14 protein-coding genes are annotated in these 15,777 nt (G+C 37.8%); 9 read left to right on the forward strand and 5 right to left on the reverse strand.

All coding sequences use genetic code 11. The features are described from left to right. Positions 1-14: 14 nt before the first annotated feature. Entirely contained in the window at positions 15-437 is a 423-nt protein-coding gene (locus tag HQN86_RS11970; protein ID WP_172661216.1) for a retropepsin-like aspartic protease, read from the forward strand. 227 nt (positions 438-664) lie between these two features. On the opposite strand, the gene gyrB is transcribed toward HQN86_RS11970, so the two are convergent. Beyond that, the gene (gene gyrB, locus HQN86_RS11975) at positions 665-2,623 is read right to left on the reverse strand and encodes a DNA topoisomerase (ATP-hydrolyzing) subunit B (protein WP_172661217.1); all 1,959 of its coding nucleotides are present in this window, start codon (positions 2,621-2,623) and stop codon (positions 665-667) included. A 214-nt stretch (positions 2,624-2,837) separates the two neighbouring features. Between gyrB and HQN86_RS11980 the strand changes: the two genes are divergently transcribed. The 3 genes from HQN86_RS11980 (at position 2,838) to HQN86_RS11990 (ending at position 4,784) form a co-directional block, all read left to right on the forward strand. After that, on the forward strand, positions 2,838-3,434 hold the full coding sequence (locus tag HQN86_RS11980; RefSeq protein WP_172661218.1) for an OmpH family outer membrane protein: 597 nt from the start codon (positions 2,838-2,840) through the stop codon (positions 3,432-3,434). 64 nt (positions 3,435-3,498) lie between these two features. Continuing rightward, entirely contained in the window at positions 3,499-3,981 is a 483-nt protein-coding gene (locus tag HQN86_RS11985) for a nucleoside deaminase (protein ID WP_172661219.1), read from the forward strand. A gap of 77 nt (positions 3,982-4,058) precedes the next feature. Further along, complete coding sequence (locus HQN86_RS11990; protein WP_172661220.1) at positions 4,059-4,784, forward strand: EcsC family protein; 726 nt, start codon at positions 4,059-4,061, stop codon at positions 4,782-4,784. Here the strand turns inward: HQN86_RS11990 and HQN86_RS11995 are convergent, their stop codons facing one another. After that, positions 4,785-5,186: an RNA-binding S4 domain-containing protein gene (locus tag HQN86_RS11995; protein ID WP_172661221.1), complete on the reverse strand. Its 402-nt coding sequence runs from the start codon at positions 5,184-5,186 to the stop codon at positions 4,785-4,787. A gap of 129 nt (positions 5,187-5,315) precedes the next feature. On the opposite strand from HQN86_RS11995, the gene HQN86_RS12000 reads away from it, so the two are divergent. After that, complete coding sequence (locus HQN86_RS12000; RefSeq protein WP_048907289.1) at positions 5,316-6,134, forward strand: 2,3,4,5-tetrahydropyridine-2,6-dicarboxylate N-succinyltransferase; 819 nt, start codon at positions 5,316-5,318, stop codon at positions 6,132-6,134. A gap of 32 nt (positions 6,135-6,166) precedes the next feature. On the opposite strand, the gene HQN86_RS12005 is transcribed toward HQN86_RS12000, so the two are convergent. Next, a complete protein-coding gene (locus HQN86_RS12005; RefSeq protein ID WP_172661222.1) occupies positions 6,167-7,309 on the reverse strand; it encodes a glycosyltransferase family 4 protein in 1,143 nt (380 codons plus the stop codon). A gap of 99 nt (positions 7,310-7,408) precedes the next feature. Between HQN86_RS12005 and HQN86_RS12010 the strand changes: the two genes are divergently transcribed. The 4 genes from HQN86_RS12010 to miaA are packed head-to-tail and all read left to right on the forward strand — an operon-like array spanning position 7,409 to position 11,036. Then, complete coding sequence (locus HQN86_RS12010) at positions 7,409-7,975, forward strand: L-threonylcarbamoyladenylate synthase (RefSeq protein ID WP_172661223.1); 567 nt, start codon at positions 7,409-7,411, stop codon at positions 7,973-7,975. Between the two features lie 26 nt (positions 7,976-8,001). After that, positions 8,002-9,408, forward strand: a complete 1,407-nt coding sequence (locus HQN86_RS12015) for a CCA tRNA nucleotidyltransferase (protein ID WP_172661224.1) — start codon at positions 8,002-8,004, stop codon at positions 9,406-9,408. 57 nt (positions 9,409-9,465) lie between these two features. Next, entirely contained in the window at positions 9,466-10,119 is a 654-nt protein-coding gene (locus tag HQN86_RS12020) for an IS1096 element passenger TnpR family protein (RefSeq protein WP_172661225.1), read from the forward strand. A gap of 8 nt (positions 10,120-10,127) precedes the next feature. Then, complete coding sequence (gene miaA / locus HQN86_RS12025) at positions 10,128-11,036, forward strand: tRNA (adenosine(37)-N6)-dimethylallyltransferase MiaA (RefSeq protein ID WP_172661226.1); 909 nt, start codon at positions 10,128-10,130, stop codon at positions 11,034-11,036. Here the strand turns inward: miaA and HQN86_RS12030 are convergent. Then, positions 11,033-11,347 (reverse strand): DUF3467 domain-containing protein, encoded by a 315-nt coding sequence (locus HQN86_RS12030; protein WP_048907295.1) that lies wholly within the window; start codon positions 11,345-11,347, stop codon positions 11,033-11,035. The genes miaA and HQN86_RS12030 overlap by 4 nt on opposite strands. Positions 11,348-11,433: 86 nt before the next feature. Next, on the reverse strand, positions 11,434-15,720 hold the full coding sequence (gene rpoC, locus HQN86_RS12035; RefSeq protein ID WP_172661227.1) for a DNA-directed RNA polymerase subunit beta': 4,287 nt from the start codon (positions 15,718-15,720) through the stop codon (positions 11,434-11,436). Between the last annotated feature and the right edge of the window lie 57 nt (positions 15,721-15,777).

The raw sequence follows: 15,777 nt of genomic DNA on the forward strand, positions 1-15,777 counted from the left end.
ACAGATCTGCTTAAATGAGACCAATCTCAATACCCTTAATATTAATAAGCTTACAAGACGACGGTTTCCACCTGCTGGTGGAAATTGTTGTTTTTGGACAAAAGTTATTTGCCGTTGTTGACACAGGAGCGTCCAGGTCAGTTTTTGACAAAACCTTTGTTAAAGAACACCTTAAGGAACTGGAACATAGCGAAGAGACACAGGCCACTACATTATTCTCTACCTCAAGTACATTGCAAGCGATAATACCGGCTATAAAAATTGGCAGCCTTGTATTAAAGGATTACGAAACAGTAGCACTGGATTTGGAAACCGTAAACCAGGCGTATGAGAATCTGGGCCACCCACCTATTATTGGAATTATAGGGAGCGATTTGCTCTTGAAATATCAGGCAGTAATTAACTACAAAAAGATGAAACTATTCCTTTATAAGTAAATATTTAAAATATTTCTTATAGGGATCAAACAGGGAGTTAATAGGGGCAATTCTCTATTAACTCCTTTTAGTATCCGTTTAAAAACCCTTGTTGTTTCTTATAATCTATTTTAAGGAACAATCCAATTCCTCATAGATAAATGGCACCAAAAAATCGATTGGACAAAAAAAGAGGATGTATCATAATCATGACCATCCTCTTTTACATATTCTTGAAAGCTTAAAAATTAAGCATCAATTTTAGCATACTTAGCATTTCTTTCAATAAACTCTCTTCTTGGCGCAACATCATCGCCCATAAGCATAGAGAATGTATGATCGCACTCTGCAGCATTTTCAATTGTTGCCTGCATTAATGTACGCTTTGCCGGATCAAGAGTTGTATCCCACAGTTGCTCCGCGTTCATCTCTCCCAAACCTTTGTAACGTTGAATATGTACGCTTTCTTCTTTACCAGCACCTTTTAAACGCTGTACGGCAGCATCACGTTGCTGGTCATTCCAGCAATATTCAAATTCTTTACCTTTTTTAACCTGATACAGCGGAGGAGCAGCGATATAAACATATCCGGCCTCTATTAAGGCTTTCATATACCTAAAGAAGAAGGTAAGAATCAAAGTGGTAATGTGAGATCCATCGATATCAGCATCCGTCATGATTACGATTTTATGATAGCGAAGTTTGGTAAGGTTTAAGGCTTTATCATCCTCTGGAGTACCAATACTTACGCCAAGAGCAGTAAACATATTTTTGATCTCATCATTTTCGTAGATCTTATGTTCCATTGCTTTTTCAACATTCAGGATCTTACCTTTTAGAGGCAGGATGGCCTGGAAGTTACGATCTCTACCTTGTTTGGCAGTTCCACCTGCGGAGTCTCCCTCCACCAGGTATAGTTCGCATTTTTCCGGATCGCTATCTGAACAATCGGCAAGTTTTCCAGGAAGGCCCGAACCTCCCATAACGCTCTTGCGCTGTACCATTTCGCGAGCTTTACGCGCCGCAGCACGGGCAGTAGCCGCAAGAATTACTTTATTAACAATTGATTTAGCTTCTCTCGGATATTCTTCAAGGTAAATACCAAGGGCCTCACCTACTGCGATATCAACCGCACCCATAACCTCAGAGTTACCTAATTTAGTTTTAGTTTGACCCTCAAACTGAGGCTCCTGAACCTTAACAGAAATTACTGCAGTTAAGCCTTCTCTAAAATCATCACCGGTGATTTCAAATTTAACTCCTTTAAGCAATCCTGATTTATCAGCATACGCTTTTAAAGTTCTGGTTAAACCTCTTCTAAAACCGGCAATGTGTGTACCACCCTCATGTGTGTTAATATTGTTTACATAAGAGTGAACGTTTTCTGCATAGCTGTCGTTGTACTGCAAAGCAAGTTCAACAGGAATACCATTTTTGATTCCTTCAACATAAATTGGTTCAGCAATTAGCGACGGACGATTGCCATCAAGGAACTGAACAAATTCTTTCAGTCCACCTTCAGAATGGAAAAGTTCTGTACGGAAAGTTCCATCGTTATTTACTTCCCGCTCATCAGTAAGGGTTAATCTGATCCCCTTGTTCAAGAAAGATAGCTCTCTTAATCTTGAAGCCAGTGTATCATAACGATATTCTGTAGTTTGTGTAAATATAGTAGGGTCAGGCGTAAAGGTTACTATAGTGCCACGTTTATCGGTTTCGCCAATAGATTTTACTTCGTATAGTGGTTTACCAATATTGTATTCCTGTACCCAGATTTTTCCTTCTCTATGTACTTCTGCTCTTAAATGGGTTGACAATGCATTTACGCAACTTACCCCCACCCCGTGTAAACCCCCAGATACTTTGTAAGTATCCTTATCGAATTTACCACCGGCGTGTAGAACTGTCATTACAATTTCTAGTGCGGATTTCTGTTCTTTTGTGTTAATTCCTGTTGGAATACCACGTCCGTTATCTTCAACTCTTATCGAGTTATCTTCAAGAATATTTACATAAATGGTATCGGCGTGTCCTGCCAATGCCTCATCAATCGAGTTATCTACAACCTCATACACCAGGTGATGTAAACCTTTAACTCCTGTATCGCCTATATACATCGAAGGGCGCTTCCGCACCGCTTCTAAACCTTCTAAAACCTGTATATTATCTGCCGAATAATTTGAATTAGGATCCTTTTCTTCGCTCATATTTTTAAATAAAACAATTAGACTCAAATTTAACCATTTATGGCCAATTAACGGCAAATGTGGATAACTATTTGACTTAAAACAGCCAAAAAACATCCGAAAAAAAACAGTTCTTTAGGATACTAAATTTGAAATTTTATATTTGTTGAAATTTATCACTCAGAAATGGGCAAGAGGATAGATTTATAACCCAGAAAAAACAAATTAAACACTAATGAAAACAAAATCAACATTAGGCAGTATAGCTACTGCTGTAGCCATAGTTTCTTTAATGGCATCTTGTCAGAATAAAGAAGAGAAGGCTGGCGCAGCTACTAAATCTGAGCCAACTACTGTTTCAAATAATGAGAAAATTGTTTACGTGAACTCTGATTCATTACTAACAAAATATCAGTATTTTAAAGACATTAAAGTAAAATTAGAAGCAAAATCTAAAACAGCACAAGCTGATCTTGGGTCAAAACAACAAGCGTTTCAACGTGAGGTTGCTGCTTACCAACAACAGGCAAATACTTTACCCGCTGATCAAAGAGCTAAAACTGAAGAAAGATTAGCACGTAAACAACAAGAATTACAGGCATATCAGCAAAATGCTGGTGCTGCACTTCAAACTGAACAAGCTACTGAAAACGAAAAACTTTACGATAAAGTTGCTGATTACTTGAAAGGTTATGCAAAAAAGAAAGGCTATAAAATGGTGTTGACTTACTCTAAAGGAAACAGTGCAATTTTATTTGCTGACGAAAGTTTAGATGTAACCAGTGAGGTTATTATTGGACTAAACGATACTTACAAACCAGCAACAAAATAATGCTGATTTATTAACATATATGTGCCCCGAATTATCGGGGCATTTTTTTTGCACCACGATTAATATGGACAAATTAAAAGAGCACGAGAAATTCATGAAGCTGGCGATTCAGCTTTCTGAAGAAAATGTTTTAGAAAAGATGGGTGGCCCTTTTGGTGCCGTTGTGGTAAAAAACGGGAAAGTTATTGCTAAAAGTGCCAATATGGTTACAGCAAGTAACGACCCTACAGCACATGCGGAGGTTGCTGCGATAAGACTGGCCTGTAAAAAACTTAAAACATTTGATTTAAGCGGGTGTGTGATCTATACTAGTTGTGAACCATGCCCTATGTGCCTAAGCGCTGTTTACTGGGCAAGGATTGACACTATCTATTACGCAAATACAAAAATAGACGCAGCGGATATAGGCTTTAGCGACAAGTTCATTTATGATGAAATTCATAAATCTATGGCTGACCGTGTACTTCCTTTTAAGCAAATGCTTAGAGATGAGGCTCAAAGAGCCTTTAAGCTTTGGAGTAAAACTGCAGAGAAGACAGAATACTAATCTTTTCTGTAACTTGGAACTGCCTTGTTACGTCTTATACCAAACAGTGTAATGACAATGCCAAAAAACCCTGCAGAATGGACAATTATAAGCAAAAAGTAGAGATTGAACTGGAGTTTTGGAAAAGGGATATTCTTAAGAAACCATCTGCTTTGAGCAAGGTTACAGATGGTATTCAGAAAAAGATAAACACCTATATTCCCGACAAGGTTCATAATACAATTACTGCTGCCATTAAGGGAATGACAAAGGCTGTTCTTTTTGGTTCTACTTATACTACTTCTTCCACCCCTCCAATGGGAATGAGTTTGATTCATAGGGAAGCGCTGGTGCGCGAAAAAATAGACAGTTACTGTAAAACCGGAGCTGCTGAAGGGGGGATAACCGGGGCCGGAGGTTTTTTAATGAGTATGGCCGACTTCCCAATTCTTGTTGGCATTAAAATGAAAATGCTTTTTGAAATTGCTGCTTTATATGGTTTCGATGTAAAGGATTTTCGGGAACGCTTATACATTCTTTACATTTTCCAATTGGCTTTTTCAAGTAAAGAAGGTGCCGCAAAGGTATTTCTGCATATGCAGGACTGGGATCAAAAATTAATTGTACTACCGGAAAGTTCTGACAATTTCGACTGGAAAACGTTTCAACAGGAATATCGCGATTATATTGATATTGCTAAGCTGGCTCAGTTGCTACCAGTAGTAGGTGCCGCTGTTGGGGCGGTTGCCAATTATCAGCTGATTAAAAAATTAGGAAAAACGGCCACCCAGGCTTATCGGATGCGTCTGATAAAAAAGGAATAACTACTCTTCTTCTTCAAACATCCCCCCTATCAAATCGTCGGTTTCGCGCCTATCCTTTTTAGTTGGTCGGCCAGATCCTCTGTCTCTTTTTAATGCAGGAGCATGGAACATGGATTTGAATGCATGTGTTTCTTCGACCGGGGTGATGTCTTTGTATTTAGTTACGGCAATTTTAGATTCTACCCTGTTATACAAAAGTTCCACTACCTCTATTAATTTTTTTTCTATCCCTTTTGATACCTGGTAAACATCACCAGGTTTTACGATAGCAGATGGCTTAAGATTTTGACCATTAAATTTAACGCGACCTGCCTTACAGGCCTCTGTGGCTAAACTTCTGGTTTTAAATAATCTTATTGCCCACAAGTATTTATCAATACGTAATTTTTCCTTTTCAGTCATAAAAAATCAAAAATACATAAGAACCATCAGGAATTGATAAATACGAATAAAAAAAACAATAATTATATGGCAAAAAACAATGCGCTATACATAAAATTCATTTATTTTGTCAAAAAATAAACAAACAACATGATAGCAGAATTAAAAAAGTTAGTAGAAGCCGCTTGGGAAGACAGAACTTTATTAGAATATACGGAACATTGTGAAGCAATTGAAACCGTAGTTATGCAGTTAGATAAAGGTGAATTGCGCGTGGCTGAACCTATTCTAAATTCATGGGGTGTAAATGAATGGATCAAAAAAGCTGTTATTCTTTACTTCCCCATCAGACAGATGAAAGTAACTGAAACAGGACCTTTTGTGTTTCATGATAAAATGAAACTAAAAACCAATTATAAAGAACTTGGAGTAAGAGTAGTACCTGGTGCTAGTGCACGTTATGGCGCTTATCTGGCTAAAGGTGTAATTATGATGCCTTCTTATGTAAACATCGGTGCTTATGTAGATGAAGGTACTATGGTTGATACATGGGCTACTGTTGGTTCATGTGCTCAGATTGGAAAACATGTTCACTTAAGTGGTGGTGTTGGTATTGGTGGCGTTCTTGAACCGATCCAGGCTGCACCTGTTATTATTGAAGACAATTGCTTTTTAGGATCAAGAGCTATAGTTGTTGAAGGTGTTCGTGTTGAAAAGGAAGCTGTATTGGGAGCAAACGTAGTACTAACTGCATCTACAAAAATTATAGACGTTACCGGAAGCACTCCAGTTGAGTATAAAGGTATTGTGCCGGCTCGCTCTGTGGTTATCCCGGGAACTTATGCTAAACAATTCCCAGCTGGTGAATATCACGTTCCATGCGCTCTAATTATTGGCAAACGTAAAGAATCAACTGATAAAAAAACCTCACTTAATGATGCATTAAGAGAAAACAACGTTTCAGTATAAGAAGCTTAAATTTATATTAAGAGCCTGTATCATTATTTATGATCAGGCTCTTTCATTATAGCCTGATAGGTCTTCATGACTTGTTCTGCACAGTTTTTATTGCTGAACTTTTCGGCATGTACAAATCCTTTTTTGATCATGTTCTGCACTTCCTCTCCCCCCTTTAATATCTTTAACATACAATCTGCAATTTCAGCATAGCTATCAGGATTAACGTATAACGCGGCATCGCCACCTGCTTCTGGCAAACAACTAACTGAAGAGGTAATAACGGGCACGCCTACGCTTAAAGCCTCTAGTACCGGGATACCAAAACCTTCAAAATAGGAAGGATAAATCAATGCCTCCGACAGGCTATATATTGCTGGCAGATCCGCAGAGCTAATATCAGAAAGAAAGATTATTTTACTGTTCAGGTTATTTTTTTCAATGAAACTGTCAACCTCGTTTTTGTATTTACCACTCCCCTTTCCAATCACAATTAAATTAACTGCTGTATCCTTTACTAACATTTGAACCGCTTTACAGACATTGAGCAGGTTCTTTCTTTCTATAATAGAGCCAACGGAAAGGAAAAACTTTTCTGGCAGGCTAAATTTATCAGCTACTAATCGTTTATGATTGTCCGAAATTGATGGGTTAAAGCTGTTATCGCAACTTTGGTAACAAACATCAATTTTATTTGGGTCTGTTTGATAAAAGTCTACGATATCTCTCTTGGTTTGCTCACTAATTGCAATTACCCTGTCGGCATACTGGCAGGCATGTTTAAATTTTCTTCGATAGATTTTAACATCTAAAGGGTTATGCTGTTCAGGGAAGTGTTCATAAATCAGATCGTGTATGGTAACAACCGACTTAATAGGTGTTTTATTTATACCTACCGGAATTTCGTGACTTAGTCCATGATAAAGCTCGATACCAAGATCCAGTAAATCCTTTATCATCCATTTGCTCCTCCATAAGGATGAAAGTTTGCGGGAGAAAAATCCTTTAGGTAAAACCTGATGTATATTATTATTTTCTAGTGAATATTTTTTTGAAGGTTTAGGGTTTAACAAAAAATATTCATTATTAGGATAAAGCCGGGACAGGTCCTGGATCAATGTCCTGCTATAGTTCCCTAACCCTGTATTATTATGATAGGCTCTCTTTGCATCGAAGGCAATTTTCATATCACATTTAAAATTGAGGCGAAATATACAACAAATTAAAAACTGAGGTCAATAAAAAACGAAATTTGCCTACTTTTATAGACTAAAAGAAACTCATATATGTTAAATGATCAGATTAAACAGGCGCTGACTGTACTAAAGGATGGTGGTATAATCCTTTATCCTACCGATACAGTATGGGGTTTGGGCTGTGATGCTACCAATGAGCAGGCTGTAGAAAAAATAAATGCCATCAAAGGACGCAGCAATGATAAGAGTTTTATCATTTTATTAGATACTGATGCTAAACTGCAGAGCTATGTTACCGAAATCCCTGATGTTGCCTACGATTTGATTGAATATGCTGAAAGTCCGCTAACCATTATTTTTTCAGGAGCAAAAAACTTGGCAAAAAATGTAATTAATGTTGATGGAAGCGTAGGTGTAAGAGTTGTGAAACATGATTTCTGTGAACAGTTAATACAACGCTTCCGTAAGCCCATCACCTCCACTTCTGCCAATATATCCGGAGAACCTACTCCAAAGTTTTTCGATGAGATAAGTGATGAGATTAAGGATGCGGTTGACTATATTGTTGACTGGGAGCAAGACTTAAACGTTGATAGAAAACCATCAACTATAATGAAATTAGCTCCCGGAGGACAGTTTTCCTTTATTAGAAGGTAAGTTTTACTACTTTTGCAAACTCAGTAATGGAAAAACACCTACAACATCCTGTTTTTAAAGTTCTTGCAGGGATAGCTGCGAAACACAACATTGAAGCTTATGTTATTGGCGGGTATGTACGCGATATTTTTTTGCAAAGGCCATCAAAAGACATCGATATAGTTGTACTTGGAAATGGAATCAATTTTGCCGAATTAGTTGGTGCACAACTGAAAACCAAAGTAGCTATTTTCAAGAATTTCGGTACAGCAATGCTTAAATTTCAGGATCTGGAAATAGAATTTGTAGGTGCAAGAAAAGAATCTTACCGCGCAAACTCACGCAAGCCAATTGTCGAAAATGGTACAATTGAAGATGACCAGCTCAGACGCGATTTTACCATAAATGCGCTGGCAATTTCTTTAAATAAAGATAATTACGCAAGTCTCATAGATCCTTTTAGCGGTATAGAAGATCTTAAGAATAAATTAATCAGAACTCCTCTGGATCCTGAACTTACTTTTTCTGATGATCCTTTGCGTATGATGCGTGCCATTCGCTTTGCCAGTCAGCTTGGTTTCACTATTGATGAAGCTGCAATAAACGCTATCAAAAAACAAAAAGAACGTATCAGTATCGTTTCAAAGGAACGTATTACTGATGAACTTAATAAAATTATTCTATCTCCCTTACCCTCAATAGGCTTTAAGTATTTATTTGATACCGGTTTATTGCACCTGATATTTCCTCAAATGGCCAACTTATATGGCGTTGAGATCATTAAAGGGAAAGGGCATAAAGATAACTTTTACCATACCTTGCAGGTCCTCGACAATATTTGCACCGTAACTGATGACCTGTGGTTGCGCTGGGCTGCAATTCTACACGATATTGCCAAACCGGCGACAAAACGTTTTGAAGAAGGTCATGGTTGGACTTTTCATGGCCATGAAGATAAAGGCGCACGCATGGTACCTCAAATCTTTGGTCAGCTTAAACTACCTCTTAATGAAAAGATGAAGTATGTTCAAAAGCTGGTCCAACTACACCTACGCCCTATCGTACTGGCACAGGAAGTAGTAACCGACTCAGCAGTTAGACGGCTATTGTTTGATGCTGGAGAGGATATTGAAAGTTTGATGTTGCTCTGCAATGCTGATGTAACGACCAAAAATGAGTACAAGGTAAAAAAGTATAGAAACAACTTTGAATTGGTTAAGCAAAAGCTTAAAGATGTTGAAGAGCGTGACAAGATCAGAAATTGGCAACCACCAATTTCAGGAAATGACATTATGAAGGTATTCGGCTTGGGAGCAGGAAAAGAAGTGGGAATCATCAAAAACGCCATTCGTGAGGCCATTTTGGAGGGAGAAATAACCAACTCTTACGAGGAAGCTTTACAGTTTATGCTTAAAAAAGCAAAGGAACTGGGGCTTTTACCAGTAACTCATTAATACAATTATATAAAGTATATTTTATTTTTTAATTTTATAGCTAGAAAATAAGCTCAAATGGCAATTTATAGATTTAGAATAAGTTTCGAAGATTTCGATGAAGTAGTAAGGGAAATAGATATTAAATCGACCCAAACATTTGAAGATTTACATAAAGCAGTTCACCGCTCAACCGGTTATTCTGCCGAAAAATCTTCTTCCTTTTTTGTGAGCACAGATAATTGGATAAAAGGCGATGAAATAGCCTATTTGCCTAATCAGCGTAAAACTGATCGGGGCGTAGCATTAATGGAAAATTCCAAATTAAGCAGCTTCATTGAAGACCCGCATCAAAAATTCTACTACATATATAATTTTGACCGCCCCTTTGATTTTCATGTTGAACTGATAAAGATCATCCTGGAAACAGATCCTAACATCGAATATCCATACCTTGTTAAAAGTACTGGAGAGGCCCCTAAAATTATCGACAAGAATAATTTTGGATCGGTTGCCGTATCTTCAAATCCGGTGTCTACAGATTTCGATTTCCTAAATGAAATGGATTTTGTCCCTGAAGACACGGATGAAATCGAAGCAATGGGTGGCAGAGGAATTAACACGGAAGAGAAGGATGAGGATGCTGAAGAGGAATCGGAAGACGGAGCAGATGAATTCTCTGATAATGACAACTACGAAGACGAAGAATACAATAGCAAAGAGGATTATTAGTGCCGGCTATGGCATCAGGTAAAACTTTAATTGTTATTGTAGGCCCAACTGCAATAGGTAAAACTGCCTTAGCTATCGAAATAGCTAAGCAGTTTTCTACCGAAATAATTTCTGCAGACTCCAGACAATTTTTTAAAGAGATGGAAATTGGTACTGCTAAACCTTCTGCCGAGGAATTAGCTGCCGCGCCACATCATTTCATTAATTCACATAGTGTAAATACATTATTTAGTACCGGTGACTTTGAAATACAAGCGCTTAAACTAATGGATGAATTGTTTAAAAAGCATGACCTTTTGGTTATGGTTGGAGGTTCAGGTCTTTATATAGATGCTGTATGTAAAGGTTTGGATGATCTTCCTGCCACTGATATCAACATTCGTGAACAACTCAATGAGCAGCTCGCAACAGAGGGGATTGAGGCAATAAAAGATCAGTTAAGCAGGGATGATCCTGAATATTATGCTAAAGTGGATCAATCTAATCCCCAACGAATGATAAGGGGTCTGGAGTTTTTTCTTTCAACCGGAATGAAATTATCTTCTTTTCTTACCAACAGTAAAAAAACAAGACCCTTTAATATCATTAAAATTGGTTTAAATACAGACCGTGCAATACTTTACAATAGAATCAATTTAAGGGTTGATCTGATGATGGATGCGGGTTTACTGGATGAAGTAAAGGCCTTAAAGGATTATAGAAGCTACAATGCTTTAAATACCGTAGGCTATTCTGAACTTTTTGCCTATCTGGATGGAGAAATTGACCTTGAACAAGCTGTAGATAAAATCAAACAAAATACACGTCGTTTTGCCAAAAGGCAATTAACATGGTTTAGAAGAGATGACCACACCACTTGGTTTGAGCCAAACCGCACTGATGAAGTCATCACTTTCATTAAACAGGCATTGGCTTAAGCCTGAGCTGTTGGCCCACCAAAGTTCATTGGAAAACCCGGAGGCTCTTCCTGAGTCTTAATACGTCCGTTTATAGCTTCATATTTTTCTATATTATCCTGCATTGCAGCTAACAATCTCTTTGCATGCTCCGGGGTAAGAATAATACGTGACTTTACCCTTGCTTTAGGAACACCTGGCATTACTCTTATAAAATCGAGCACAAACTCTGTATTAGAGTGAGTAATAATAGCCAGATTAGAAAATATACCCTCTGCTATTTCTTCAGAAAGTTCTATGTTTAGTTGGTTCTCGTTATTTTGTTCTTCCATATAACAAACTTAGATATTTTTTATAGTATAAAAAAAGTCCCCCAACTTTTAAAGAAGGGGGACTTGTAGAAAAATGTATTTAAAAATTAAGCCTCTATTTCTTCTTGTTTAGAAGCTAACAATTTATCGTATTCTTCCTGAGAACCAACAATGATACGCTCATATCCACGTACACCAGTACCTGAAGGGATTAAGTGTCCAACAATTACGTTTTCTTTTAGTCCAAGCATACTGTCACGTTTACCAGCAATAGCTGCTTCGTTCAATACTTTTGTTGTTTCCTGGAATGATGCTGCAGAGATAAATGATTTCGTACCTAATGATGCACGTGTTATACCTTGCAGCACTGAACTCGCAGTTGCAGGTCTTGCATCACGAACTTCAATTTGTTTCAAATCCTTACGTTTCAATTGAGAATTTTCGTCTCTTAATTTACGTAAAGAAAGAATCTGACCAGGTTTAACTGTGTTTGAATCACCAGCTTCTACTACAACTTTTTTGTCATAGATCTCATCATTCTCGATCATAAAGTCCCAACGATCTACAGAGTTATTCTCTAGGAAACTGGTATCACCCGGATCTTCGATATGTACTTTCTGCATCATTTGGTGTACAATAACCTCAAAGTGTTTATCATTGATTTTCACACCTTGTAAACGGTAAACCTCTTGGATACCATTAACAAGATATTCTTGTACAGCCGCAGGGCCTTTAATTGCAAGGATATCAGCAGGCGAGATAGAACCATCAGATAATGGCATACCAGCTTTCACAAAGTCATTATCCTGTACAAGGATGTGTTTAGACAATGGAACAAGGTATTTTTTAATCTCACCGTCTTTAGATTCAATAGTCATCTCACGATTACCACGTTTCACACCACCTAAAGTTACCACACCATCAATTTCTGTTACTACAGCAGGGTTAGATGGATTACGTGCTTCGAATAACTCAGTTACACGCGGTAAACCACCCGTAATATCCCTTGTTTTTCCAGTAGCACGAGGTATTTTAACTAAGATCTGACCTGTTTTAACAGCATCACCTTCATCAATTGCAATGTGAGCACCTACAGGAATGTTATATCCTCTGATTAGTTCACCTTTTTTATCAACAACTCTTACAGAAGGGTTTTTAGTTTTATCACGTGTGTCAATAATTACTTTTTCTCTGTGACCAGTTTGCTCATCTGACTCTTCACGGAAGGTTACACCTTCGATAATTGCATCAAATTCGATTTTACCGGCAAATTCCGAGATAATTACAGCATTATATGGATCCCACGAACAAATCCTGTCACCTTTAGTAATTTTAGCTCCATCCTCTACGTACAAGAATGCACCGTAAGGAATGTTACTGGTCATGATAATCTTATTCGTTTCCGGTTCAACAATTTTGAACTCACCTGAACGGCCTAAAACAATTTGTTTTACTCCATCTTCAGTATCATTCTCAACTGTACGAACGTTTTCAAATTCGATAATACCATCAAACTTCGCCATAATCTGAGATTCAGCAGCAATGTTCGATGCAGTACCACCCACGTGGAATGTACGTAGTGTTAACTGCGTACCCGGCTCACCGATTGACTGTGCAGCAATTACACCCACAGCTTCACCTTTTTGAACACGTTTACCAGTTGCTAAATTACGTCCATAACAAAGGGCACAAACACCTCTTTGATTTTCGCAGGTTAATACAGAACGTATTTCAATACCTTCAAGTGGAGACTCTTCGATTGTTTTAGCAATCTCTTCGTCAATATCCTCTCCGGCTCCCACTAATAGTGCTCCATCCAATGGATTGAATACATCATGCAGCGAGATACGTCCTAAAATTCTGTCATATAATGGCTCAACGATATCTTCATTGTCTTTCAATGCAGTGGTATACATACCTCTCAATGTACCGCAATCCTCAGAATTAACGATCATATCCTGTGCCACATCATGTAAACGACGTGTCAAGTAACCAGCATCGGCAGTTTTTAACGCCGTATCCGCCAAACCTTTACGAGCACCGTGAGTAGAGATAAAGTATTCTAGTACCGATAATCCTTCTTTAAAGTTAGATAAGATCGGGTTTTCGATAATCTCACCACCAGAACCTGATTTTTGAGGTTTTGCCATCAAACCACGCATACCGCACAACTGGCGAATCTGTTCTTTCGAACCACGGGCACCAGAATCCAACATCATGTATACAGAGTTAAATCCTTGGTTATCGTTCGATAACTGGTTCATCACGAATGATGTCAAACGGTTATTGATACGAGTCCAGATATCGATAATTTGATTGTAACGCTCGTTGTTGGTAATGAATCCCATGTTATAGTTATTCCTTACCTCTTCAACTTCTGCAGAAGCTTGCTCTAATAAAGTATGTTTTTCAACAGGAATGTTTACGTCTTGTAAGTTAAACGATAAACCTCCTCTGAATGCCATTTGGAAACCTAATTCTTTAATATCATCAAGGAATCTTGATGCACGAGCCATACCAGTGATTTTTACTACCTCACCAATAATGTCTCTTAAAGATTTTTTAGTTAACAATTCATTGATATAACCAACTTCTTCAGGAACCATTTGATTAAATAGTACGCGTCCAACCGTTGTTTCTGTCAATTTATTAACAATAGATCCGTCCTCAATTTTAACATTTACTTTAACTTTAATAAATGCGTGAAGATCAATTTGTTTCTCATTGTAAGCAATGATTACCTCTTCAGGAGAATAGAATATAGAATCTTGTCCTTTAACTACACGTCCTGCATCAGTTCTACGGCCTTTAGTAATATAATAAAGACCCAAAACCATATCCTGTGAAGGTACAGTAATAGGAGTACCGTTTGCAGGGTTTAGAATGTTGTGTGCAGCAAGCATTAATACTTGTGCTTCTAATATTGCAGCGTGCCCTAATGGTAAGTGTACTGCCATCTGGTCACCGTCAAAATCCGCGTTAAATGCGGTACAAACTAACGGGTGTAATTGAATTGCTTTACCTTCAACCAATTTAGGTTGGAAAGATTGTATACCCAATCTGTGCAATGTAGGCGCACGATTCAGTAATACAGGGTGTCCTTTTAAAACATTTTCAAGAATATCCCAAACTAGTGGATCTTTTCTGTCTACAATTTTCTTAGCAGATTTTACTGTTTTAACGATACCTCTTTCTATCATCTTACGGATGATAAATGGTTTGAATAGCTCGGCAGCCATATCTTTAGGTAAACCACATTCATGTAATTTAAGGTTAGGCCCTACAACAATTACAGAACGAGCAGAATAATCCACACGTTTACCTAATAAGTTCTGACGGAAACGACCTTGTTTACCTTTCAGGATATCTGAAAGAGATTTTAAAGCACGATTACCTTCAGTTTTTACAGCGTTTACCTTACGTGAGTTATCAAATAACGAATCAACAGCTTCCTGTAACATACGCTTTTCGTTACGTAAAATTACTTCCGGAGCTTTGATCTCGATCAAACGTTTCAAACGATTGTTACGGATAATAACACGACGATAAAGATCATTTAAATCAGAAGTCGCGAAACGACCGCCTTCAAGAGGTACTAATGGACGCAATTCTGGTGGAATAACCGGAACGATCTTAATGATCATCCACTCTGGATTATTCTCAATACGTGATCTTGAGCCACGGAATGCTTCAACAACCTGTAAACGTTTTAATGCTTCGTTTTTACGTTGTTGAGAAGTTTCATTAGCAGCCTGGTGACGTAAGTTATATGATAATGTATCTAAATCAATACGTTTTAATAAATCCTCTAATGCTTCAGCACCCATTTTGGCTACGAATTTATTAGGATCTTTATCATCCAGGTATTGGTTCTCTTTAGGTAATTTATCAAGAATATCTAAATATTCTTCCTCAGTAAGGAAATCCATATACTGAATACCTTCCTCAGCCATTAAACCTGGTTGAATTACTACATAACGCTCGTAGTAAATGATCAGATCTAATCTTTTAGTAGGCAAACCTAATAAGTAACCGATTTTATTTGGCAGTGAGCGGAAATACCAGATATGCGCAACAGGAACCACCAGGTTGATATGTCCCATACGCTCTCTACGTACTTTCTTTTCAGTTACCTCAACACCACAACGGTCACAAACAATACCTTTATAACGGATACGCTTGTATTTACCGCAATGACATTCGTAATCTTTCACAGGACCAAAAATACGCTCGCAAAACAAACCATCACGTTCAGGTTTGTAAGTACGATAATTGATGGTCTCAGGTTTCAACACCTCACCACTTGAGCGCTCTAAAATAGCCTCAGGCGATGCCAAACTAATGGTGATCGATGTGAAATTGCTTTTTAATTTATTATCCTTTTTGTAAGACATAGCTCTTTTGTTTTAGTAACTAGTACTTAGTAGTTAGTATTTAGAAACAGGCGCTTA

This window comes from Pedobacter panaciterrae (genome assembly GCF_013204795.1).
Taxonomy (GTDB): Bacteria; Bacteroidota; Bacteroidia; order Sphingobacteriales; family Sphingobacteriaceae; genus Pedobacter; species Pedobacter panaciterrae.

Bases quoted from the DNA above. Each gene is read 5' to 3' on its own strand.
- HQN86_RS11970 (WP_172661216.1), top strand. From the start codon at position 15: ATGAGACCAATCTCAATACCCTTAATATTAATAAGCTTACAAGACGAC.
- gyrB (WP_172661217.1), bottom strand. From the start codon at position 2,623: ATGAGCGAAGAAAAGGATCCTAATTCAAATTATTCGGCAGATAATATA.
- HQN86_RS11980 (WP_172661218.1), top strand. From the start codon at position 2,838: ATGAAAACAAAATCAACATTAGGCAGTATAGCTACTGCTGTAGCCATA.
- HQN86_RS11985 (WP_172661219.1), top strand. From the start codon at position 3,499: ATGGACAAATTAAAAGAGCACGAGAAATTCATGAAGCTGGCGATTCAG.
- HQN86_RS11990 (WP_172661220.1), top strand. From the start codon at position 4,059: ATGGACAATTATAAGCAAAAAGTAGAGATTGAACTGGAGTTTTGGAAA.
- HQN86_RS11995 (WP_172661221.1), bottom strand. From the start codon at position 5,186: ATGACTGAAAAGGAAAAATTACGTATTGATAAATACTTGTGGGCAATA.
- HQN86_RS12000 (WP_048907289.1), top strand. From the start codon at position 5,316: ATGATAGCAGAATTAAAAAAGTTAGTAGAAGCCGCTTGGGAAGACAGA.
- HQN86_RS12005 (WP_172661222.1), bottom strand. From the start codon at position 7,309: ATGAAAATTGCCTTCGATGCAAAGAGAGCCTATCATAATAATACAGGG.
- HQN86_RS12010 (WP_172661223.1), top strand. From the start codon at position 7,409: ATGTTAAATGATCAGATTAAACAGGCGCTGACTGTACTAAAGGATGGT.
- HQN86_RS12015 (WP_172661224.1), top strand. From the start codon at position 8,002: ATGGAAAAACACCTACAACATCCTGTTTTTAAAGTTCTTGCAGGGATA.
- HQN86_RS12020 (WP_172661225.1), top strand. From the start codon at position 9,466: ATGGCAATTTATAGATTTAGAATAAGTTTCGAAGATTTCGATGAAGTA.
- miaA (WP_172661226.1), top strand. From the start codon at position 10,128: ATGGCATCAGGTAAAACTTTAATTGTTATTGTAGGCCCAACTGCAATA.
- HQN86_RS12030 (WP_048907295.1), bottom strand. From the start codon at position 11,347: ATGGAAGAACAAAATAACGAGAACCAACTAAACATAGAACTTTCTGAA.
- rpoC (WP_172661227.1), bottom strand. From the start codon at position 15,720: ATGTCTTACAAAAAGGATAATAAATTAAAAAGCAATTTCACATCGATC.